Origin of the sequence: Citrobacter sp. RHBSTW-00570 (assembly GCF_013739755.1) — a bacterium.
Lineage (GTDB): Bacteria > Pseudomonadota > Gammaproteobacteria > Enterobacterales > Enterobacteriaceae > Citrobacter > Citrobacter braakii.
The window spans coordinates 3,748,374-3,770,966 of the sequence record NZ_CP056399.1 but is presented as its reverse complement, the minus strand read 5'-3'; the positions used below and the strand labels follow the sequence as shown (position 1 = coordinate 3,770,966).

The following is a 22,593-nucleotide window of genomic DNA, read 5'->3' as shown; positions in this document are numbered from 1 at the left end:
AATTTGAGGAGTGCCCTGGATCGGAATTTTAATGCAATAAAACCTGCTCTTAAAGAGTATGGGGCCACCGAAGAACAACTTGAATCCGCCAGAGCTAAGATGCACAAGCTAAATACAGAGCAAGGATTGTACTAATGACAGTAAATGTTGAAGCATTGATCCGTAGTTTAGGTAAATCTTATAAAGATTTGGTTGATTCTGGGTTGATAACCTATAAAAGTGACCCCAAAGGTGCATCAGGTTCACCAACGATTAGCCTTGATATGGCGAAAGAAGGTGTTTTTTTAGCTTTCCAACGCGAAGGCCGAGTACTGAAAGAAATTACATTAAGTATACAACATGATACTTTGGGAAACTGGACATTCCCTAATGAGTTACCAACGCCGCTTAAGAAAAGCATGTCTTGCCAGTGGGTGCATGAAAACTTTGGTGAGCCAGAAAATAGTATTCCGCCGAGGGTAATCATGAAGCAGGAAATCGGCAGGATTGAGAGATTTACTGTTGAAGATTTCCACATCCCAATCACAATGCAAATCCGCTATGACATGGCAGATATGGTTGTTGCAGTTACTTTCTTGCCTACATCAGAACTGCGTTGGTGAACAACCTCAAGAGGCCTCAGTCCAACTATAGGGCAGGATCGTCTACCGGGGCGAGGTCAGTCCATTCTGACACTATAAATTTCTATAAGTACAGGTCCAGTACCCAACCCTTATGACACGTTACCTTGCAAGATTTTGTGCTGAACGGTACTATCGAGAGTGGTACCGTTCTGTTGTAGTGCTAACATGATAACAAATTGATTAAACAACACAATTTGGTGCTAATGGCTAATGGCTAATGGCTAATGGCTAATGGCTAATGGCTAATGGCTAATGGCTAATGGCTAATGGCTAATGGCTGATGGCAGGGCCCCCACCCAATTCTGCCGTCCGGCAATTTCTCTTCTGTTTATCTTCTTTTCTTTGTCATCGTATCGTCATTTTATTGTCATCAAATACTGTCACTGTGTTTTGGGGATGTTATTTGAGCTTTTGCCGCCGCCATTGCGGTGTAATGACATGGTCTTACATCCGGAGTGTTGTGGCTGACCACAAGGATTTTCTACGATGTCGACCGCTGTATTGAATGTCAAAGTTGATGAGGCGCTAAAAGAAAAGCTTCGCCATTATGCTGAAGTGCATAATGAAAATTTGAGTATCGCCACGGAAAAACTGCTACTAATCGCGTTTTCCGCCATTGAAGAGGTGGGAGTCTCCGCTGAGGATATCGATAGCCAGCATACGGAAGAATCCGTAGTTGACGCACTGACTCCTAAAGAAATCAAAGCATTGCGAAGATTACTGAAGAAGAAAAAATGAAACAACAATCGCTCTCAACCGCCTGTAATTATGGCGAAGCCTGTGAAATGCTGCGCTCCGGTTATGTGAAACACGTTCGTCTGAGCTGGAATGTCGGCAGCGATGAGTTCTTCCGTATTGCCTCCGACTGGTGTGATGCCGGGGCAAAAATTAAGAAAGACGGTGAGAATTTCGTGATTTCCCTGAAGGGTTTTCCGGTTCCTCCTCAGCGGTAGTATTGCCAGGACCTCCTCGTCCATCACGGCATTCAAGAGCGAGTCCTTTAACTCGTCGTTTAGATTATTTTACGCATTTTCCCGCCGCTGGCCTGCAAACGCAGGCTATCCCAAATGGGTTGCAACACTCTGAAGGCGGCACACGCTGTGTCATCCGGCAACGTGAAGGGCATACGCAAAAAGCGGTCGAATGCGCCATCAAGGCCGAACCGCGTACCGGTTCCCAACTGAATGCCTGCGCTTTCGGCGCGCGTGGCAAAGAGCGTCGCCAGCGTATCAGGCAGTTCAACCCAGAAAGAGAGCCCTCCTTGTGGCTGGGTAAATTGCCATTCCGGGAAATGTGAGTTCATCAGGTGCGAGCACAGGTCTCGCTGTGATGTGAGTCGGCGTCTTCTGTCAGGAATAAAGTCCTCGGCGTTATCCAGCAGCCAACTGGTGGCGAGTTGTTCAAGCACCGGGGAGCCCAAATCGAAGGTGTCGCGGGTTTGGACCAGCGCGGCAATGGTACGCGCCGACGCCCGAATCCAGCCCAGACGTAATCCGCCCCAAAAGCTTTTCCCTGCTGAACCGAGCAGGATGATTGGGGCATCGCGATTGAATGCGGCAAGCGGCGGTGGCGGTGGGGCGTCATACCACAGGTTCACCATGGTCTCATCGACCACCAACGTCGTGCGGGTTCTTTCAGCAATATCTGCCACGACCTGGCGAGTAGCGGTGTCCATACAGCGCCCGGTCGGGTTGTGAAAATCCGGCATCAGATAGGCCATTCTCGGTGCAGTTTGCGCGATGGTGGCGACCAGACCCGCCGTATCCCAACCGTGCTCGGGCAGCGACACGCCGACGGGGCGACATGACGCCCCTTGTATTGCTGCAATGGCCAGCGGATAAGTGGGGTGATCTACCACTACGCGATCGCCGGGGCCGGTGAGTAAACGCAGGATCAACGCCAGACCGCTGACCGCGCCGTTCACGACCATTATTTCGTCGGGCTGCGTCGGGAGTCCGCGTTCGCAATAATGCCGGGCGATGGATTCACGCAAAACCGACAGTCCCTGCGGTAGATACCCGGAGCTCAGCAGATGCTGCGGCATTGCGAACAGTGCCTGCTGGTAAGCCTGATGAATTTCAGGACCGGCACTCAGCGCTGCCGTGGACAAATCAAGCGCTGTGCCAGTGCTGGTCCGCGTTGGCACATGGCGAATGTGTTCCGGCAGGATCACCCGTGAACCGCTACCATGTCGGCTTTCCAGATATCCCTCCTCACGCAGTTGCGCCATGGCGCTGGCGACGGTGGTTCGGCTGACTTGCAGAACGGCAGCGAGTTCGCGTTCACCGGGCAAGCGGCTATCCAGCGCCAGTCGCCCATCGAGGATCAGCAAACGTAACGCTTCTGCCAACTGTCGCCAGATGGGCGTTCGCGAGGGACTTTCCTGCCAGTGTCCGAGCAGGCGTTGCAAAGACTGGCTTCCGTAACGGCGAGATGACATAGCAGTCCACTTTTTGAAAACTGGACATTAATCATAGTGCCAATTGCGGTGAAGATGAAAGTTATCTGAGAGTAAGAGGGGAAGAACATGCTGCGTCGTTTACTTCAGCTGTTTATCGGGCTGACGCTGTACGGTGTGTCGACGGCGATGTTTGTCCGTGCCGATTTAGGGGCCGATCCGTGGAACGTGTTTCACCTGGGGGTGGCAAATTTACTGTCGATGAATATCGGCGTGGTGATTATTGCCGTGGGTGTGTTGGTGCTTCTGGCGTGGATACCGCTACGCCAGCGCCCAGGGTTTGGCACGTTAAGCAACGTGATTATGATTGGGCTGGCGGCAGATGTCGCGCTGCTGGTGATTCCGGGATTTGAATCCCTGCTGGCGCGCAGCGGGCTACTGGTGTCAGCGGTGATACTGAATGCGTTAGCAACCGCTCTGTACATTGGTGCCGGTTTTGGCGCGGGCCCGCGTGACGGTCTGATGACTGGAATTCACGCGCGTACCGGCTGGCCAGTACGACGAATTCGAACCGCAATCGAAGTGTCCGTGTTGCTTATTGGTTGGCTGCTGGGGGGAACCGTTGGGTTTGGAACGGTGCTGTATGCACTGGCTATTGGGCCGCTGATTCAAATTTGCCTGCCATGGTTTTGCCATCAGCCGCAGGCGCGTATTCGTATCAGGAATGCGCCTGGGGCACGATCGCCTGCTGGCGACTAAACTTAACCTCGACTGACGCGGCCGGAATCGGCTTGCCGCGCAGTACACTTCGGAGGTTTTTCTCATGAAGTATGTTGATGGCTTTGTGGTTGCCGTACCCGCTGAAAACAAGGAGGCGTACATTGCGATGGCGGCAAAAGCAGCTCCGCTTTTCAAGGAGTTCGGTGCATTGCGCGTGGTGGAGTGCTGGGCAGATGATGTCCCCGACGGCAAACTGACCGATTTTCGCATGGCTGTGAAAGCGCAGGATCATGAAGAAGTGGTATTCAGCTGGATTGAATACCCTTCCAAAGAGGTCCGCGATGCGGCGAATCAGAAGATGATGTCCGATCCCCGTATGAAGGAATTCGGTGAATCTATGCCATTTGATGGCAAGCGAATGATCTACGGTGGATTTGCGCCCATTATGGAAGAGTGATGTGACTGGCTGTGCGGCGTGCCGCCAGCCATCTCAACATCAACAGCCATGCTAAAGCCGTTTTTCTGCCCACAGAATAAATTCCGCTTTCGGCAGCGCTTTACTGTAGAGCCAGCCCTGACCGTACTGCACGCCGTGCTGGCGTAGCCAGGCTTCCTGATTCTCGGTTTCAATACCTTCTGCCACCATCTCCAGCTTCAGCGTTTTCGCGATCTCGATGATATGTGGCGTGACGTTGTTGTACTCCAGCGCATCGACGAACGATTTGTCGATCTTCAGGATATCCACATCCAGATCCTGCAAATAGCTAAGACTTGAATAGCCGGTACCAAAGTCATCAATATAGATTGAATGGCCTGCCTGTCGGTATTTAGCAATAAACGGCGCGCTGTTTTTTGGGTCGGCAAATTCGCGTTCGGTCAGTTCCAGCGCGATTTGTGCAGGCTTAAGTTGCCAGTGGTTCACCTTCTGGCTTAACAGAGCTGGAAGCGTTTCGGAGGTCAGATCGGCTGACTCAAGGTTAATGGATATATGCTGGTGGGGATATTGACGCAACCATTTTCCTAAATCGTCAAATACGCTTTCAATAATCAAACGGGTGAGCGGCTCTGAAAGCCCGGTCTCTTGCGCCAGTGCGACGAAAATCTCAGGCGACAGATAGCTCCCGTCGGCCTGTGGCCAGCGAGCCAGCGCCTCTGCCCCGACCACTTTCCCCGTTTTGAGCGAGATAATCGGTTGGTAGTAGACCTTGATATCCCGATGCTGGATAGCGTTCTGCAACTGGTGATGAGGGGACTGTAAACGGCGCAAAATACGCAGAATAAAGGCTGCGGTGAGTAAGCCGAGGAGGATCCCTGCCGGTAACCAGATTAGCGCTTGTCGGTGCCAGCTCTTTTGCAAAGGTACAGTGGATGCCCAGGTTACAACCGTAATGCCCAGTTCGGGGAAGGGGCGGGCGTTATAAATACTGCCGTCTTTCTGCAGATGGGTAATCGAATGCTCTAGTTGCATATGTTGTAAAACATCCGGTGGCAGATCGGTGCTACTGGCTACCACCGTGTTACGCGCGGTACCAAGGATAGCGACTTCAATCGGCCATGAGCCAAACGGGATGACATCAATAAAAGAACCGGGATCGATCATCACGACGTAATGCTTGCTACCTAATGCTGCCATAAAACGCTTGATGCCCAAATCGTTTTGCATGGTCAACCATGCGTGGTAGCCATCGGGCGTGATTTTCATTGCTGGAGGAAACGCGGCTGCCTGGCTTCTTTTTTCCAGGGATGAGCATTGTGGAACGTTATCTTTGAGGTACAGCACTTCCTGAATATAGCGATAGCTATATGACAAACGACGCATTTCAAGCAGATGCTCTTCACTACAAGGTTCACCCTGAAAAGCTTCAATATGGCGCAACGCTTTTTTGGCCTGTTCACCTACGCGTTCCGTACGTAATGCGACTCGGGTTGAGAACATATCGAGTTCATCGATAAATTTCGTTTCGACCTGACGATGCGCCAGCCACAGGCTTAAACCTACGGGCGCGAGGATGGAAAGAAACAGCACCCCAGTCACCAGGCTTATCAGATGTCGTGTTATCACAGTGATATCCTTATTAACACAGCGTAGGGAAAGTATATCCGAAAGCCGAAAAAGCTATTCGATTGGCATCATATATTTACGGCCACTTATCATCCCGTTTAACTCTTAATCGCGTAAACCAGGTTGTGATTTATACAAGAGTGGTGTATTTTGATGGTTATGTTATAACGTAACAAATCGAGGTTGCCATGAAGCCGGATATTCATCCTTTTTACCGTACTGTGGTGTTTCACGATACCAGCGCCAATGAATTTTTTAAGGTCGGCTCGACCATTAAAACGGAACGTGAGATTGAGTTTGAGGGGAAAATGTATCCTTACGTGACCCTGGATATCTCTTCCAAATCGCATCCGTACTATACCGGGAAACAAAAAACCTTTGATAACGAAGGCAGTGCAGCACGTTTCCAGAAACGTTTTGGTCATTTTATTGGCACTAAGCGAGGTTAAGATGCAGGTACTCAATTCACTTCGTAGTGCAAAACAGCGTCATCCTGACTGCCAGATAGTGAAACGCAAAGGGCGTTTGTACGTAATCTGCAAAACGAATCCGCGCTTTAAAGCTGTTCAGGGTCGTAAAAAAAGACGTTAGTTTCTTTACCAACATTTCAGGGATTAAAGTGCGTTTCCTTCATCGGGACGCACTTTTTTTATCTGTGTTGAGATGTCGTTACTGGCTGGTCTGGGGACGGGTTAGCGTAAAGACATCGTAAAACGAGAGTTCACCCTTACGCGATATCATCTTTTGCAGCTGCGCTTTATGTTCGCTATCGACGGAAGGTGAGTGCAGGATGGTATCGATGAGTGAAGGGGGGACAAAGCGCGTGTTATACCATTCCCCGTTATAGCAAACTCTGAAATCCAGTACGTCGATATCTTCAAAGCGGTATCGCGGCGCAACGTCGAAAAAGAAAAACGCGTTGAGTATGACGAACAGAACCACCAGCAGCCATACTGAATCGACTAACGTTTCTGACTGCAGCATCACCGCCAGCGTGGCAAACCACGCAACATACATGCCGATGAACAGGCCGGGATGTTTGCGAATAAAGCTGATGCTAAAGCGCGGTTTGTTGTCGCGCTTTTCGCGAATATTTAAGTCGTCGATGGTTTCGGTAAGCAGGCGCTGTATTTCTGTCATCTCTTGCCTTTGTAGTGTCTGCGATATTCAGATGCGATCGCCCTATTTTAAAAGGGGATACCTTTTGAAGAAAGTAACAGATTAACCACAATTTAGCATAACAGTTACATTTAAGATCACAGCGTTTTGATAATCCTGGCGGGATTGCCCCCAACCACGCAGTTTGCCGGAACGCTTTTCGTGACCACCGCGCCTGAGGCCACAACCACGTTATCACCCAACGTTACGCCAGGGTTTATCACTGCGCGTCCACCTATCCAGACGTTGTTGCCAATAGTCACGGGTTTGCCGAGCTCCATGCCACTGTTTCGCTCGGTGGCATCCAGCGGGTGGGTGGCGGTATAAATATGGACTCCTGGGGCTAACATGCAGTTGTCGCCAATATGGATCGGGCAGACGTCGAGCATAACGCAGTCGAAGTTGGCGTAAAATTCTTTACCGAGATAAATGTTATAGCCGTAATCACAACGAAAAGAGGGTTCAATGTAAGCCCCTTCGCTCTGGCCCAACAGCTCATGCAGGATAGCTTGTCGCGCATTTTTTTCATCGGGAGCGGTGAGATTGTAGCGATGGGTCAACTGACGAGCGCGTAGTCGGTCGTGGCGCAATGTTTCATCCGCCGGGCGATAAAGTTCACCGGCGATCATTTTTTGCTTTTCATTACTCATTACGAATTTCCTGTGTACTGGAGGTCATTTCAACACAGTAAAACGCAATGCAAACAAGGGGAACGTTCCCACTTCTTCGCTGTGATCGTAGTCACGTGATTTGATTTAAATAACCATTGTAAATACGAAAATGGTCAGCCAGACAAATGTACCGCTATACCTGACTTAACCCGTGAGCAATTAGCGAATGAATTTCCAAACAGAAGTTGGAATCTTGTCGTAGAGCTTATTCATGGTCAATTCAGCAAGGCGGTGATCTGCTGCTGAGTAAAATACAGCCAGTTCGTTGTCGGACAATTCATATTTATTTTTTTCAATAACGCGCTCAAGTGTGTCAATTGTCTGACAACGTCGCAGGCGCATCAAATAATCAGTTTTAGTTAATGGTTTATCGGACATAAATCTTACCTATGATTGTAATAATTTTTAACAAGACAAACTAACAGGATTAGCCCTGGTGGCATTGACAAAACAGCGAAACAGTCGATTACCTGACTTCCGCCATTTCTGCAGATCCTGCGTATTAATACCATAACTGCTGAACAACATAAAAGTGTCATCCAGGTATTCATCTATCTGCGCGATCAGCTTATTGTCCTCATTGTACTTAATTTTATAATTAAGTGCGAAGGTTGCAATATGCTCTATCAGTTCATTGAGCTGCAAGCTGGTGGCAGAGGTAGGGTCATTAACCCAGCCATGGTTACTTTGTTCAAGGTTTGCAAGACAGTCATGATACAGGGTTTCGCAGAGAAATTTAAGCTGCGCGATATCATGTCTTTTGGGTGAGTATTCATCCATAACGCATCCCCTTCTTCGTGGCTTAAACTAACCGAACACCTTCGGGATGGATACAACAGACTACCTGGAACTTGCCCGCGACTCCTGATGATTTAACTATAATCTAGTCTAAAAAAGATTTCATCGTCATATCACGAAAAATTACAATTATGCAAACTTATGATGTCAGGTCATTTTTACATTTTAACAGATAAATGCGGTTATTCGGAATCGGACAATTTCTTTATTCTTCGGGCAATCATCGAGTTATCTTGATTAGGTTTAGCAACGAAAGGTAACAATCGACAATGTGAACCGCTTACCAGGAATAATCTTAATATTTATTAAAGTAAATAAGAACTCTCAATGATTTTTAAGAATAGCCTTTAAGGCTACAGGGATTATATCGCTTATTTACCCTGGAGAAAATAAACGAAATAGCAATAAGTAATTTTTATGATTTTTCCTGAAAAAAGGCCGCTTGCGCGGCCTTATCTTTAGAGATCTATCAATGATGGTCTACTGAGTGGCTATGCTCAAGATCTTCACTTTTGCGGCTAAAGCGGCGGCGTACCACCACAAAGAACACCGGAACAAAGAAGATAGCCAACACGGTTGCCGTCACCATCCCGCCCATTACGCCAGTACCAACGGCGTTCTGCGCGCCGGAGCCTGCGCCGGAGCTGATAACCAGCGGCATTACGCCCAGAATAAAGGCCAGCGATGTCATCAGGATCGGACGTAAACGCATGCGGACCGCATCCAGCGTCGCCTCTATCAGACCTTTACCCTCTTTATCCATCAAGTCTTTGGCGAATTCGACGATAAGTATCGCGTTCTTCGCCGACAACCCAATGGTTGTGAGCAGGCCTACCTGGAAGTAAACGTCGTTGGTCAGGCCGCGGAACGTTGCCGCCAGCAATGCACCGATAACACCTAACGGTACCACCAGCATGACGGAGAACGGAATTGACCAGCTCTCGTACAATGCCGCCAGACACAGGAATACGACAATCAGTGAAATGGCATACAGAGCAGGGGCCTGGTTGCCGGACAGTCGTTCCTGGTAGGACATACCGGTCCAGTCATAGCCGATACCGGATGGCAGTTTGCTGGCCAGTTCCTCCATCATTGCCATGGCTTCACCGGTACTTTTACCCGGTGCGGCCTGGCCTAAGATTTCCATGGAAGGCAGACCGTTATAGCGTTCCAGACGTGGTGAACCATATTCCCAACGTGAGGTAGAGAAGGCGGAGAACGGTACCATCTGTCCATCGCTACCGCGGACATACCAGTTTCCAATATCTTCCGGCAACATACGGTATTTCGCTTCAGACATGATGTAAACTTTCTTCACACGACCACGGTCGATGAAGTCATTTACGTAGCTTCCGCCCCATGCTGCACCCAGCGTTGTATTAATATCACTAATGGATACACCCAGAGCCTGCGCTTTTTCCTGATCGATATCGATCTTGAACTGCGGCGTATCTTCCAGACCGTTAGGACGTACGCCGACTAACAGATCAGGATGTTTCGCAACTTCACCAAACAGCTGGTTACGCGCCTGGGTTAGCTTCTCATGACCTAAACCTGCCTGGTCAATCAGCTGGAAGTCGAAACCGGTCGCGGTCCCTAACTCCACAATCGCTGGCAGGTTAAAAGCAAAGACCATCGCGTCTTTAATCTGCGAGAATGCGCCCATCGCACGTTGAGTAATTGCCTCAACCTTGTTCTCCTCGCCTGGACGTTCACTCCAGTCTTTCAGAGACACGAACGCGATACCGGTGTTCTGACCACGTCCTGCAAAACCGAAGCCGTTAACGGCAAACACCGATTCAACGTTCGCTTTTTCTTTGGTCAGATAGTAATCCGTCATTTCGTCCAGCACCTTCTGGGTACGCTCTTGCGTTGCACCCGCTGGCAGCTGAGCCATTGACAGGAATACCCCCTGGTCTTCATCCGGCAGGAACGAGCTTGGCAGACGAACAAACAGATAGGCCATACCCACGACGATGATCAGATACAGCGCCAGATAACGACCGGTGCTGCGCAGAATACCGCCCACGCTGTCGGTGTAATGGTGCGTGCTCTTATCGAACATGCGGTTAAACCAGCCGAAGAAACCTTTTTTGCCTTCTCCGTGATCGCCTTTAGCAACCGGTTTGAGCATGGTCGCACACAGGGCAGGGGTCAGAATCAATGCCACCAGGACTGATAACGCCATCGCCGAAACAATGGTGATGGAGAACTGACGGTAAATTGCACCGGTAGATCCCCCGAAGAAGGCCATCGGAATAAATACCGCTGACAGCACCATAGCGATACCAACCAGTGCGCCCTGAATCTGGCCCATCGATTTACGTGTTGCTTCCTTCGGCGGTAGCCCTTCCTCAGCCATTACACGTTCAACGTTCTCGACCACAACGATGGCGTCATCCACCAACAGGCCGATGGCGAGCACCATCCCGAACATCGTCAGCGTGTTTATCGAGAAGCCGAAAATCGCAAGGACGGCAAACGTACCCAATAGCACCACCGGCACGGCGATAGTCGGAATCAGCGTCGCGCGGAAGTTCTGCAGGAACAGATACATTACCAGGAACACGAGGATGATGGCTTCCGCCAGCGTTTTCACTACTTCGTGAATAGAGATTTTCACGAACGGCGTGGTGTCATACGGGTAAACGATCTTCAGACCTGACGGGAAGAACGGTTCCATCTTCTTCAGTTCATCGCGGATAGCGTTTGCGGTGTCCAGGGCGTTAGCGCCTGTCGCCAGCTTGATACCCAGACCGGATGCCGGTTTACCGTTGAACTTCGCAATGATGTCGTAGTTCTCGCCACCCAGTTCGACTTTCGCTACGTCACGCAGACGCACCTGGGAACCGTCCTGATTCACTTTCAGCAGAATTTTGCTGAACTCATCGGCGGAGGTCAGACGGGTTTGCGCGATAATCGAAGCGTTAAGCTGCTGGCCTTTCACCGGCGGCGTACCGCCTAACTGACCGGCTGCAACCTGGGCGTTCTGCGCTTTGATGGCGCTAATCACATCAACCGGCGTCAGCTGGAAGTTATTCAGTTTGTTCGGATCCATCCAGATGCGCATCGCGTACTGGGAACCGAACAGCTGAACATCACCCACACCTGAAGTACGGCTGATGGCATCCTTCATGTTGGCGCCCACGTAGTCGGAAATATCCTCCTGCGTCATGGTGCCGTTGGTGTTGATTACGCCGACAACCATCAGGAAGCTACTGGATGATTTCTCAACGCTCACACCCTGTTGTTGTACTTCCTGCGGCAGAAGCGGCATTGCCAGCTGCAGTTTGTTCTGCACCTGTACCTGCGCGATATCCGCATCAGTACCAGACTGAAAGGTAAGCGTGATCTGCACGGTACCCGTGGAGTCACTGTTTGAGGACATGTACATCAGGTTATCGATACCGTTCATATTCTGTTCGATAACCTGCGTAACAGTATCCTGTACTGTTTTGGCATCAGCGCCAGGGTAGGTCGCGGAGATCGTCACTGCTGGCGGTGCAATAGTCGGATATTGCGCTACCGGCAATTTGAGGATCGCGAGCCCCCCTGCCAACATGATGATAATGGCGATCACCCACGCAAATATTGGGCGATCGATAAAGAAATTAGGCATGTCTTAACGGCTCCTGTTTAAGTTAAGACTTGGACTGTTCAGGCTGGCTACCGCTTGCAGCTTGCTGGTTGTTATCAGCGGTGATTTCCTGCGCTTTTACCTGCGCGCCAGGACGTACTTTTTGCAGCCCAGTGACAATCACGCGGTCGCCCGGTTTAAGTCCATCAGTGACTAACCATTTGTCGCCAATCGCTTGTGCGGCGACAATTTGACGGGTTTCAACTTTGTTGTCTGCACCGATAACCAATGCACTGGCATCGCCACGCGGTGTGCGGGTAACGCCTTGCTGTGGAACCAGTAATGCAGTTGGGTTAGTCCCTTCTTCCAGACGAGCACGGACGAACATACCCGGCAGTAAGGTGTGATCCGGGTTAGGGAAGATTGCGCGTAACGTAATCGACCCGGTGGTTTGATCTACCGTGACATCAGAAAATTCCAGCGTACCGGACTGCGGGAATTTAATGCCGTCATTAGTCACCAGTTCGACTTTCGCTTTACCGTTTTCTTGCTTCAGCGTGCCGTTGGCCAACTCTTGTTTCAGGCGCAGGAAATCGTTGCTTGACTGCGTCACGTCCACATAGATGGGATCCAACTGCTGAACGGTTGCCAGTGCGGTTGCCTGACCGTTTTGCACCAGAGCGCCTTCAGTAACGGATGATTTACCAATGCGGCCGCTGATCGGCGACGTCACTTTGGTATAAGCCAGATTGATGCGTGCAGTTTCTACCGCGGCTTTCGCGGCGACAACGGAGGCGTTCGCCTGTTGTGCGTCTGCCAGTGCACTATCGTAATCCTGTTGACTGATGTACTTAGTACCCAACAGTTTCTGATAACGTTTGACCGTCAGTTGAGCGATATTTGCTGCGGCTTGTGCTTTTGCCAGATCGCCTTTTGCGCTTTCATAAGCGGCCTGGTAAGTAGCAGGATCAATCTGATAGAGAGATACACCCGCTTCGATGTCACCACCTTCCGTGAAATTACGCTTCAGGATAATACCGCTAACCTGAGGACGAACTTCTGCAATGCGATACGCACTGGTGCGACCCGGGAGTTCGGTTGTTATCTGTAGAGGTTCAGTTTTGAGCGTAACAACTCCAACCTCTGGCATCTGCTGGCCCCCTTGTTGGGCCTGTTTGTCGTCACATCCTGTTAGCGCTAAGCTGCCTGAGAGCATCAGAACGACTGCCAGAGGCGTTAACCCTCTGTTTTTGTTCATATGTAAACCTCGAGTGTCCGATTTCAAATTGATCAATGGCTGAAAGCCCATAAACCCATTGCTGCGTTTATATTATCGTCGTGCTATGGTACATACATTCACAAATGTATGTAAATCTAACGCCTGTAAATTCACTGACCTATGGCACGAAAAACCAAACAACAAGCACAGGAAACTCGACAGCACATTCTCGATGTTGCTCTGCGTTTGTTTTCGCAACAAGGGGTATCATCCACCTCGCTTGCGGAGATCGCAGCAGCCGCTGGTGTCACGCGCGGCGCGATCTATTGGCATTTCAAAAACAAATCGGATTTATTCAGTGAAATCTGGGAGCTAGCAAAACCTAACATTGATGAGTTAGAGACTGAGTATCAGGCAAAATTCCCCGACGATCCACTATCAGTATTAAGAGAAATTTTAATTTACGTTCTTGAAGCTACCGTGACAGAAGAACGCCGACGTTTATTGTTGGAAATTATATTCCACAAATGCGAATTTGTCGGGGAAATGGCCTCAGTTCAGCTAGCTCAACGCAGTCTGTGTATTGAAAATTACGACCGTATCGAACAAACATTGTGGCACTGCATGAACGCCAACATGCTGCCGGAAAATCTGAACACGCGTCGCGTGGCGGTGCTGCTGCGTAGTTATGTTACCGGAATTATCGAGAACTGGTTATTTGCCCCTGAATCTTTTGATCTGAAAAAAGAGGCTCGGGAATACGTCGCCGTGCTGCTTGAGATGTGTCTTCTCTGCCCAACCTTGCGGGTTAACGTAGCGGAAACCTGTTAACTCTCTGGGTCTGTGCCAGGAATTCTCCTGGTCATTTTGCCTCCTGCTATTCTGCCGGTCACAGCCGTGATATTCTTGCCGCTTGACTATTTTCGGTCACTTTTCCGGTTCAGAAACCTTCATTCTCATGACTATGTTGCAGCTCTATAAACGTTCACAGCATCTTATTGCTATTACCATTCTTTTCTTCATTCTTTTGCTATCCTGCCAGTCATCTGCATTTGCGCGGGCGCAACAGAGTGGTGAACTGCCGACGAAAGCGGATATTCAGAGCCAGTTAGACACGCTGAATAAACAAAAAGATCTCTCCGCACAGGATAAGCTGGTTCAACAGGATCTCATCGATACCATTGCCACGCTGGATAAAATCGATCGTGTGAAGGATGAAACCGTACAGCTTCGGCAAAAAGTTGCCCAGGCGCCGGAGAAAATGCGTCAGGCGACGGATGCGCTAAATTCGCTTAGCGATGTCGATAATGACGATGAAACGCGAAAAACGCTGAGTACGCTCTCCTTACGACAGCTTGAGTCGCGCGTGTCGCAGGTCCTGGATGACCTGCAAAGCTCGCAAAACGATCTGGCCGCTTACAACAGCCAATTGGTATCGCTGCAGACACAGCCAGAGCGTGTACAAAATGCGATGTACACCGCGTCGCAACAGATGCAGCAAATCCGCAATCGACTCGATGGCACCACTGTGGGAGAGGCGGCTTTACGCCCCAGCCAGCAGGTGCTGCTGCAGGCGCAGCAAGCGTTGCTGAACGCGCAGATCGACCAGCAGCGTAAGAGCCTCGAAGGGAATACCGTTTTGCAGGATACCCTGCAAAAACAACGCGATTATGTGACGGCGCACACTAACCGCCTTGAACACCAGCTCCAGCTCCTGCAAGAGGCGGTGAACAGCAAACGACTGACGTTAACCGAAAAGACGGCACAGGAAGCGGTAACGCCGGACGAAGCCGAGCGTATTCAGTCCAATCCGTTAGTGAAGCAGGAACTTGATGTTAACCATCAGCTCAGCCAGCGCCTGATTGCCGCGACTGAAAACGGCAACAGCCTGATGCAGCAAAATATCAAGGTCAAAAACTGGCTTGACCGCGCGCTGCAATCCGAACGCAACATTAAAGAGCAGATCGCCGTTCTGAAAGGCAGTCTGCTGCTGTCGCGCATTTTATATCAGCAACAACAAACGCTGCCGTCGGCGGATGAGCTTGCCGATATGACCAACCGGATCGCCGATTTGCGTCTGGAGCAGTTCGAAGTCAACCAGCAGCGCGATACGTTGTTCCAGAATGATGCGTTTGTCGCCAAACTGGAAGAAGGGCACAGCAACGACGTTAACCCTGAAGTCCATGATGCCCTGCTGCAGGTCGTGGATATGCGTCGTGAACTGTTGGATCAGCTAAATAAGCAGCTGGGCAACCAGTTGATGATGGCGATTAATCTGCAAATCAACCAGCAGCAGTTAATGAGCGTGTCGAAAAACCTGAAAGAGATCCTCACGCAACAAATCTTCTGGGTTAACAGTAACCGTCCGATGGACTGGGACTGGATCAAAGCCTTCCCGCAAACCCTAAAAGACCAGTTTAAGTCGATGAAAATCACGGTGAACTGGGAAAAAGCCTGGCCCGCCGTGTTTATTGCGTTCCTGGCAGGGCTGCCGCTGCTGCTTATCGCCGGGTTAATCCGTTGGCGTTTGAAGTGGCTGAAGGATTATCAGGCAAAATTAGCCGCCGCGGTGGGGAACCTGCGCAATGACAGTCAGCTTAATACGCCAAAAGCGATTCTGATCGATCTCATCAGAGCCTTGCCGGCGTGTCTGATTATCCTCGCGGTGGGTCTGATTCTGCTGACTATGCAACTGAATATTAGCGACCTGCTGTGGGCGTTCAGTAAGAAGATGACCATCTTCTGGCTGGTGTTTGGTCTGTGCTGGAAGGTGCTGGAAAAAGATGGCGTGGCGATACGTCATTTTGGTATGCCAGCGAAGCAGACCAGCCACTGGCGTCGCCAGATTGTGCGTATTAGCCTTGCGCTGTTGCCGCTTAACTTCTGGTCGGTCATTGCTGAGCTGTCGCCGCTTAATTTGATGGACGATGTGCTTGGCCAGGTGGTCATTTTCCTCAACCTGCTGCTGATCGCCTTCCTGGTATGGCCGATGTGCCGCGAAAGCTGGCGTGACAAAGAGTCGCATGGTCTGCGTCTGGTCACCATTACCGTGTTGTCTATTATTCCGATTGCATTAATGGTGCTGACGGCGACAGGGTATTTCTACACCACGCTGCGCCTGGCGGGCCGCTGGATTGAAACGGTCTATCTGGTTATCCTCTGGAATCTGCTGTACCAGACGGTGCTGCGAGGGTTGAGCGTAGCGGCTCGCCGTATCGCCTGGCGTCGTGCGTTAGCGCGTCGTCAAAACCTGGTGAAAGAAGGGGCCGAAGGCGCAGAGCCGCAGGAAGAACCGACTATTGCGCTGGAGCAGGTTAACCAGCAAACGCTGCGTATAACCATGCTGGTGATGGTTGCCCTGTTTGGTGTTCTGTTCTGGGCCATTTGGTCTGATTTGATCACCGTGTTCAGCTATCTCGACAGCATAACGCTCTGGCATTACAACGGCACCGAAGCGGGTGCGGCAGTGGTGAAAGACGTCACCATGGGCAGCCTGTTGTTTGCGATTATTGCGTCAATGGTCGCGTGGGCGCTGATCCGCAACTTACCCGGCCTGCTGGAAGTGCTGGTGCTCTCGCGACTGAAGATGCGCCAGGGGGCTTCTTATGCGATCACCACGATCCTGAATTACGCCATCATCGCCATTGGTGCGATGACGGTCTTCGGATCGCTCGGCGTTTCGTGGGATAAGCTACAGTGGCTGGCCGCTGCTCTCTCGGTTGGTCTTGGTTTCGGCTTGCAGGAAATTTTCGGTAACTTTGTTTCCGGTCTGATTATTCTGTTTGAACGCCCGGTACGCATCGGCGATACCGTGACCATCGGTACGTTCTCCGGAACGGTCAGCAAGATCCGCATCCGTGCCACCACCATTACTGACTTCGATCGCAAAGAGGTGATCATCCCGAACAAAGCATTCGTGACGGAGCGTTTGATCAACTGGTCGCTCTCCGATACCACCACGCGTCTGGTGATCCGCATTGGCGTGGCTTATGGTTCGGATCTGGACAAAGTGAAGAAGGTGCTGTTGCAGGCGGCGACAGAACACCCGAAAGTGATGCACGATCCGGAGCCTGCAGTGTTCTTTACCGCCTTCGGCGCCAGCACGCTGGATCATGAGCTGCGTTTATACGTGCGTGAATTGCGCGATCGTAGCCACACGGTTGATGAACTTAACCGGGCGGTCGATCGTTTGTGCCGTGAAAATGACATTGATATCGCCTTTAACCAGCTCGAAGTTCATCTGCATAACGCGAAAGGTGACACCGTGACCGAGGTTAAGCGTGACATCATTAAAGGTGACGATCCGACGCCTTCGGTAGGTTAACAGAAATAATCATCAGGCCTGCGAGCTTCGATTCATTCGTAGGCCTGATAAGTGCAAAGCCATCAGGTTTTCAGTTACCGCTCTTTTTTAGATAAAGAGAGCAGTTTCTTCTCGTAATCCTGCTTCACAATCTCCAGTGCTTTCAGAACTGTTTCAGGCTCCATCTGATTCTCTTCAAGCAGAACAATCAAATCGACGGCCAGTTTGACTTCATCTGGGGCGTTCTTTAATGACATAAATTCTCCGGGGATTAGCGGGTTAAACGCGCCAGCACATTATCTATTCTTGCCAGTGCATGACGACAGCGTGCCAGTCGTGCCTCGAATGCCTCTACTTCGCGATGCAGTTTTTGCTGTTCTTCAAAGCCCGTAACCTGTGCCAGGCGTTCTTTACGTTCACGCGTCATTTCAACCAGGCGGCGCTCAAACTCCTGGTGTTGAACTCGCTTACGCTGCCAGCGCGCCAGGCCAGGAGAGGCGCTGTCCCACTCCCGGAGCGACCAACTGGCGGTTTCACGTGAAATCGCCTCTAACTGTGAGGCAAGGTGTTCCGTAAGCCAGGTAATTTGTGGTAGTTGTTGCTGTTCAACTGCGCGACGTAGAGCAGTGAGATTATCATCAGCTTCATCCAGACAGGCCTGTAGCAACGTGCTGCGGGTGTGAAACAGATGCCTGTCAAAGCGGGCGCTAAGCGTGGCATGGTGTGCCAGTGGGGCACAACGCTGCCGCAAGCGGTTAAGCTGGTTTTCGAGCGTCTGAAGCAGCATGACGGTTTTCACGACAACACTCCGATGAAAATGAGAACTGTTATGATAAAGTAGCGATTCTCTGTGTTAAGTATTCATATTATGCAACGCATTATTCTAATCATCATAGGCTGGATAGCGGTAGTGTTAGGAACGCTGGGCGTTGTATTGCCTCTGTTGCCGACAACGCCGTTTATCTTGCTGGCCGCCTGGTGTTTTGCTCGCTCATCGCCGCGTTTTCACGACTGGTTGCTGTACCGTTCGTGGTTCGGCGGGTATCTGCGCCACTGGCAAAAACACCGCGCGATGCCGCCGGGAGCAAAGCCGCGCGCTATTTTGTTGATCCTGGTAACGTTTAGTATTTCACTGTGGCTGGTCAATATGATGTGGGTACGCGGCCTGCTGCTGGTTATTCTCGCCTGTTTACTGATTTTTATGTGGCGGATCCCGGTGATTGATGAAAAACAACAAAAGCAGTAAAGCGCAATAAACGCTGTTGCAATTGTCTCTCACAGCCAGTAAATTCGACCGTTTTCGAGCACAGGCGCAGGTGGTCAAAGGTTAAGCACGTGTAACCTTGGCTCTTATACAGACTCAAAATCATTCAAGATACGTCGAGGATGAAGTGTATAGTGCGCCGTGAAGTAATACTGTATTAATCAGGCACAAACTTATGACCGCGACTGCACAGCAGCTTGAGTTTCTCAAAAATAGCATCAAAAGCATCCACGATTACCCAAAACCGGGCATTCTTTTTCGTGATGTCACCAGTTTATTGGAAGACCCGAAAGCCTACGCCCTCAGTATTGAATTGCTGGTTGAACGCTACAAAAATGCGGGTATCACTAAAGTGGTTGGTACCGAAGCGCGTGGCTTCCTGTTTGGCGCGCCGGTAGCATTGGGTCTGGGCGTTGGTTTTGTTCCGGTACGTAAACCCCGTAAGCTTCCGCGTGAAGTTATTGCTGAGAGCTATGAGCTGGAATACGGCACCGATCAACTGGAAATCCACGTAGATGCCATCAAACCTGGTGATAAAGTTCTGGTTGTGGACGACCTGCTGGCAACCGGCGGCACGATTGAAGCAACCGTGAAACTGATCCGCCGTCTGGGTGGCGAAGTGACCGATGCTGCATTTATCATTAACCTGTTTGATCTGGGTGGCGAGCAGCGTCTGGAAAAGCAGGGACTGACCTGTTATAGCCTGGTTCCATTCCCGGGCCACTAATTTCGGGCTATCTTATCTCGGCAGATTAATACCGAGACACACAACCTCGCCGTCGCTGCGAGGTTGTGTTAGCATTATCCCCCTGTGAATCCACCCTCCAGCCTTTCAGAGCCTGCCAATGAGTTATCAGGTCTTAGCCCGAAAATGGCGCCCACAAACCTTTGCTGACGTCGTCGGCCAGGAACATGTGCTGACGGCACTGGCGAACGGCTTGTCGTTAGGGCGTATTCATCATGCTTATTTGTTTTCCGGCACCCGTGGCGTCGGGAAAACGTCAATCGCCCGTTTGCTGGCGAAGGGATTAAACTGTGAAACCGGCATCACCGCTACGCCGTGCGGCGTGTGTGATAACTGCCGTGAAATCGAGCAGGGGCGCTTTGTCGATCTGATTGAAATCGACGCCGCCTCACGCACCAAAGTCGAAGACACCCGTGACCTGCTGGATAACGTCCAGTACGCGCCAGCGCGCGGTCGCTTTAAGGTCTATTTGATTGACGAAGTGCACATGCTGTCGCGCCACAGTTTTAACGCCCTGCTGAAAACGCTCGAAGAGCCGCCCGCGCACGTTAAGTTCCTGCTGGCGACTACCGATCCGCAGAAGCTGCCGGTGACTATCCTGTCGCGCTGTCTGCAATTCCATCTTAAAGCGTTGGATGTCGAACAGATTCGCCATCAGCTTGAGCATATCCTCAAAGAAGAGCATATCGCCCATGAGCCACGTGCGTTGCAACTGCTGGCTCGCGCCGCGGACGGCAGCCTGCGCGATGCGCTGAGTCTGACCGATCAAGCGATCGCCAGCGGCGATGGTCAGGTCTCGACCGACGCGGTCAGCACCATGCTCGGCACGCTGGACGACGACCAGGCGCTCTCGCTGGTTGAAGCGGTTGTGGCTGCGGACGGCGAACGCGTTATGACGCTGGTGAACGATGCCGCCGCGCGCGGTATTGAATGGGAAGCGCTACTGGTTGAGATGTCGGCTCTGCTGCATCGTATTGCCATGGTTCAGCTTTCACCTGCCGCGCTCGGCAGCGATATGGCCGCCATTGAACAGCGTATGCGCGAACTGGCGCGAATCGTCCCGCCAACCGATGTGCAGCTTTACTACCAGACCCTGTTAATCGGGCGCAAAGAACTGCCGTATGCGCCGGACAGGCGAATGGGCGTTGAAATGACGCTGCTACGTGCGCTGGCTTTTCATCCGCGCATGCCGCTCCCGGAACCTGAAGCCCCGCGACAGTCTTTTGCCCCGGTCGCACCCACTGCGGTGATGAACCCGACGCAGGTGCCGCAGCAGCCTGCGGCAGCGCAACAGCAACAGAATGTACCGCTCTCCGATGCTACCAGCCAGGTGCTGGCGGCACGCAGCCAACTGCAACGCGCTCAGGGAGCAACCAAACCAAAAAAGAGTGAACCGGCAGCCGCTTCCCGCGCGCGGCCGGTGAATAATGCTGCGCTGGAAAGACTGGCTTCGGTGTCGGAACGTGTTCAGGCGCGTCCAGCGGTCTCTGCGCTGGAAAAAGCGCCAGCGAAGAAAGAAGCGTATCGCTGGAAAGCGACCAATCCTGTTGCAGAAGTCAAAGAGGTCGTCGCTACGCCGAAAGCGCTGAAAAAAGCGCTTGAGCATGAAAAAACGCCAGAACTGGCGGCAAAGCTGGCGGCTGAGGCCATCGAACGCGACCCGTGGGCCGCACAGGTAAGCCAGCTCTCGCTGCCTAAACTGGTGGAGCAGGTGGCGCTTAATGCCTGGAAAGAAGAGAATGGCAACGTGGTTTGCCTGCACCTGCGTTCCACGCAGCGACACCTTAACTCCAGCGGCGCGCAGCAAAAACTGGCCGAAGCATTGAGTTCCTTAACAGGGTCAACGGTTGAATTGACCATCGTTGAAGATGATAATCCAGCGGTGCGCACGCCGCTGGAGTGGCGTCAGGCCATTTATGAAGAGAAACTCGCGCAGGCGCGTGAGTCGATTATTGCGGATAATAACATTCAGACGCTGCGTCGTTTTTTCGATGCGGACCTGGACGAAGAGAGTATTCGCCCCATTTGATCGTCAGCCATTACGGTTTGACGGTCGTCATCCCTTAACGTGATTGAGAGAGAAGCCTATGTTTGGTAAAGGCGGTCTGGGTAACCTGATGAAACAGGCCCAGCAGATGCAAGAAAAAATGCAGCAGATGCAGGAAGAAGTCGCCAAGCTGGAAGTGACCGGTGAATCTGGCGCGGGTCTGGTAAAAGTAACCATCAACGGCGCGCATAACTGCCGTCGTGTGGAGATCGACCCAAGCCTGCTGGAAGACGACAAAGAGATGCTGGAAGACTTGGTTGCTGCGGCATTCAACGACGCCGCGCGCCGTATTGAAGAGACGCAGAAAGAGAAGATGGCCTCTGTTTCCTCCGGAATGCAGCTGCCGCCTGGCTTTAAGATGCCGTTCTGATGCAAACCAGCCCGCTGTTAACTCAGCTTATGGAAGCTCTGCGCTGTCTGCCGGGCGTTGGCCCGAAGTCTGCGCAGCGCATGGCGTTCACGCTGCTTCAGCGCGATCGCAGCGGCGGGATGCGTCTGGCGCAGGCGTTAACGAAGGCGATGTCGGAAATCGGCCACTGTGCCGATTGCCGCACATTCACAGAACAAGACGTCTGCAACATCTGCTCGAACCCGCGTCGCCAGGAAAACGGTCAGATTTGCGTGGTGGAGAGTCCGGCGGACATCTACGCCATTGAGCAAACCGGGCAATTTTCTGGACGTTACTTCGTGCTGATGGGACACCTGTCTCCGCTGGACGGTATTGGTCCTGATGATATCGGGCTGGATCGTCTCGAGCAGCGGCTGGCATCTGAGCAAATCAGCGAACTGATCCTGGCGACCAATCCCACGGTCGAAGGAGAGGCGACCGCCAACTATATTGCTGAGCTTTGCATGCAATATGACGTTGAAGCCAGCCGTATCGCCCATGGCGTTCCGGTTGGTGGCGAGCTGGAAATGGTCGATGGCACCACGCTGTCGCACTCTCTGGCAGGACGACACAAGATTAAATTCTGAACAAACGGAGGCCGCGACGGCGGCTTCCGCTTG

The 22,593-nt window shown here is 51.5% G+C and carries 24 protein-coding genes and 1 other annotated feature; of the genes, 14 read left to right on the top strand and 10 right to left on the bottom strand.

Going from position 1 to position 22,593, the window contains the following annotated elements; translation table 11 throughout:
* The first annotated feature begins 134 nt into the window (after positions 1-134).
* From HV237_RS17985 to HV237_RS17975, 3 genes are all read left to right on the top strand, one after another.
* Entirely contained in the window at positions 135-602 is a 468-nt protein-coding gene (locus HV237_RS17985) for a DUF6392 family protein (protein WP_181541579.1), read from the top strand.
* 507 nt (positions 603-1,109) lie between these two features.
* Positions 1,110-1,361, top strand: a complete 252-nt coding sequence (locus HV237_RS17980; protein ID WP_016152065.1) for a hypothetical protein — start codon at positions 1,110-1,112, stop codon at positions 1,359-1,361.
* On the top strand, positions 1,358-1,576 hold the full coding sequence (locus HV237_RS17975) for a hypothetical protein (protein ID WP_016152066.1): 219 nt from the start codon (positions 1,358-1,360) through the stop codon (positions 1,574-1,576). The genes HV237_RS17980 and HV237_RS17975 overlap by 4 nt, the downstream gene beginning before the upstream one ends.
* Before the next feature lie 59 nt (positions 1,577-1,635).
* Here HV237_RS17975 and HV237_RS17970 read toward each other — a convergent pair whose 3' ends face one another.
* A complete protein-coding gene (locus HV237_RS17970; RefSeq protein ID WP_047358016.1) occupies positions 1,636-3,063 on the bottom strand; it encodes a PLP-dependent aminotransferase family protein in 1,428 nt (475 codons plus the stop codon).
* A gap of 87 nt (positions 3,064-3,150) precedes the next feature.
* Between HV237_RS17970 and HV237_RS17965 the strand changes: the two genes are divergently transcribed.
* Together HV237_RS17965 and HV237_RS17960 are read left to right on the top strand one after the other, a co-directional pair.
* Positions 3,151-3,780, top strand: coding sequence for a membrane protein (locus tag HV237_RS17965; protein ID WP_016155872.1), 630 nt, complete (start codon positions 3,151-3,153; stop codon positions 3,778-3,780).
* Between the two features lie 64 nt (positions 3,781-3,844).
* Positions 3,845-4,198, top strand: a complete 354-nt coding sequence (locus tag HV237_RS17960; RefSeq protein WP_003831033.1) for a DUF1428 family protein — start codon at positions 3,845-3,847, stop codon at positions 4,196-4,198.
* A gap of 51 nt (positions 4,199-4,249) precedes the next feature.
* Here HV237_RS17960 and HV237_RS17955 read toward each other — a convergent pair whose 3' ends face one another.
* Positions 4,250-5,803: an EAL domain-containing protein gene (locus tag HV237_RS17955; protein ID WP_047358017.1), complete on the bottom strand. Its 1,554-nt coding sequence runs from the start codon at positions 5,801-5,803 to the stop codon at positions 4,250-4,252.
* Between the two features lie 188 nt (positions 5,804-5,991).
* Here HV237_RS17955 and HV237_RS17950 point away from each other — a divergent pair, with 188 nt between their 5' ends.
* Positions 5,992-6,252: a type B 50S ribosomal protein L31 gene (locus HV237_RS17950; RefSeq protein ID WP_016152070.1), complete on the top strand. Its 261-nt coding sequence runs from the start codon at positions 5,992-5,994 to the stop codon at positions 6,250-6,252.
* Between the two features lies 1 nt (position 6,253).
* Positions 6,254-6,394, top strand: a complete 141-nt coding sequence (ykgO, locus tag HV237_RS17945; protein WP_005125190.1) for a type B 50S ribosomal protein L36 — start codon at positions 6,254-6,256, stop codon at positions 6,392-6,394.
* A gap of 78 nt (positions 6,395-6,472) precedes the next feature.
* Here the strand turns inward: ykgO and HV237_RS17940 are convergent, their stop codons facing one another.
* From HV237_RS17940 to acrA, 6 genes are all read right to left on the bottom strand, one after another.
* Positions 6,473-6,943 (bottom strand): YlaC family protein, encoded by a 471-nt coding sequence (locus HV237_RS17940; protein ID WP_016152071.1) that lies wholly within the window; start codon positions 6,941-6,943, stop codon positions 6,473-6,475.
* 116 nt (positions 6,944-7,059) lie between these two features.
* Entirely contained in the window at positions 7,060-7,611 is a 552-nt protein-coding gene (maa, locus tag HV237_RS17935; protein ID WP_016152072.1) for a maltose O-acetyltransferase, read from the bottom strand.
* Between the two features lie 180 nt (positions 7,612-7,791).
* Entirely contained in the window at positions 7,792-8,010 is a 219-nt protein-coding gene (locus HV237_RS17930; protein ID WP_002892050.1) for an HHA domain-containing protein, read from the bottom strand.
* Positions 8,011-8,037: 27 nt separating this feature from the next.
* On the bottom strand, positions 8,038-8,412 hold the full coding sequence (gene tomB / locus HV237_RS17925) for an Hha toxicity modulator TomB (RefSeq protein ID WP_003021733.1): 375 nt from the start codon (positions 8,410-8,412) through the stop codon (positions 8,038-8,040).
* Positions 8,413-8,899: 487 nt separating this feature from the next.
* Positions 8,900-12,049 carry an efflux RND transporter permease AcrB gene (gene acrB / locus HV237_RS17920; protein WP_016152073.1) on the bottom strand — a complete coding sequence of 1,050 codons (3,150 nt, stop codon included), beginning with the start codon at positions 12,047-12,049 and terminating at the stop codon, positions 8,900-8,902.
* A gap of 22 nt (positions 12,050-12,071) precedes the next feature.
* Complete coding sequence (gene acrA / locus HV237_RS17915) at positions 12,072-13,265, bottom strand: multidrug efflux RND transporter periplasmic adaptor subunit AcrA (protein ID WP_016152074.1); 1,194 nt, start codon at positions 13,263-13,265, stop codon at positions 12,072-12,074.
* A 141-nt stretch (positions 13,266-13,406) separates the two neighbouring features.
* Between acrA and acrR the strand changes: the two genes are divergently transcribed.
* A complete protein-coding gene (gene acrR / locus HV237_RS17910) occupies positions 13,407-14,057 on the top strand; it encodes a multidrug efflux transporter transcriptional repressor AcrR (protein WP_047358018.1) in 651 nt (216 codons plus the stop codon).
* Positions 14,058-14,184: 127 nt separating this feature from the next.
* Positions 14,185-17,550 (top strand): mechanosensitive channel MscK, encoded by a 3,366-nt coding sequence (gene mscK, locus HV237_RS17905; protein ID WP_047358019.1) that lies wholly within the window; start codon positions 14,185-14,187, stop codon positions 17,548-17,550.
* A 74-nt stretch (positions 17,551-17,624) separates the two neighbouring features.
* Here mscK and rsmS read toward each other — a convergent pair whose 3' ends face one another.
* Positions 17,625-17,786: a pleiotropic regulatory protein RsmS gene (gene rsmS, locus HV237_RS17900; RefSeq protein WP_072058772.1), complete on the bottom strand. Its 162-nt coding sequence runs from the start codon at positions 17,784-17,786 to the stop codon at positions 17,625-17,627.
* A gap of 14 nt (positions 17,787-17,800) precedes the next feature.
* Positions 17,801-18,328 (bottom strand): primosomal replication protein N'', encoded by a 528-nt coding sequence (gene priC / locus HV237_RS17895; protein ID WP_016152078.1) that lies wholly within the window; start codon positions 18,326-18,328, stop codon positions 17,801-17,803.
* Between the two features lie 69 nt (positions 18,329-18,397).
* Here priC and HV237_RS17890 point away from each other — a divergent pair, with 69 nt between their 5' ends.
* The 5 genes from HV237_RS17890 to recR all read left to right on the top strand — a co-directional run bounded on the left by HV237_RS17890 (position 18,398) and on the right by recR (position 22,560).
* A complete protein-coding gene (locus tag HV237_RS17890) occupies positions 18,398-18,775 on the top strand; it encodes a DUF454 family protein (RefSeq protein WP_029139439.1) in 378 nt (125 codons plus the stop codon).
* Between the two features lie 193 nt (positions 18,776-18,968).
* Positions 18,969-19,520: an adenine phosphoribosyltransferase gene (gene apt, locus HV237_RS17885; protein WP_006685676.1), complete on the top strand. Its 552-nt coding sequence runs from the start codon at positions 18,969-18,971 to the stop codon at positions 19,518-19,520.
* Positions 19,521-19,638: 118 nt separating this feature from the next.
* Positions 19,639-21,567 carry a DNA polymerase III subunit gamma/tau gene (gene dnaX, locus HV237_RS17880; RefSeq protein WP_019076181.1) on the top strand — a complete coding sequence of 643 codons (1,929 nt, stop codon included), beginning with the start codon at positions 19,639-19,641 and terminating at the stop codon, positions 21,565-21,567.
* Positions 20,900-20,964 (top strand) — a sequence feature (DnaX frameshifting element). It overlaps the preceding gene by 65 nt.
* Positions 21,568-21,625: 58 nt before the next feature.
* On the top strand, positions 21,626-21,955 hold the full coding sequence (locus HV237_RS17875) for a YbaB/EbfC family nucleoid-associated protein (protein WP_003021764.1): 330 nt from the start codon (positions 21,626-21,628) through the stop codon (positions 21,953-21,955).
* Positions 21,955-22,560, top strand: a complete 606-nt coding sequence (gene recR, locus HV237_RS17870) for a recombination mediator RecR (protein ID WP_016152082.1) — start codon at positions 21,955-21,957, stop codon at positions 22,558-22,560. Before HV237_RS17875 ends, recR begins: the two co-directional genes overlap by 1 nt.
* Positions 22,561-22,593 lie beyond the last annotated feature (33 nt).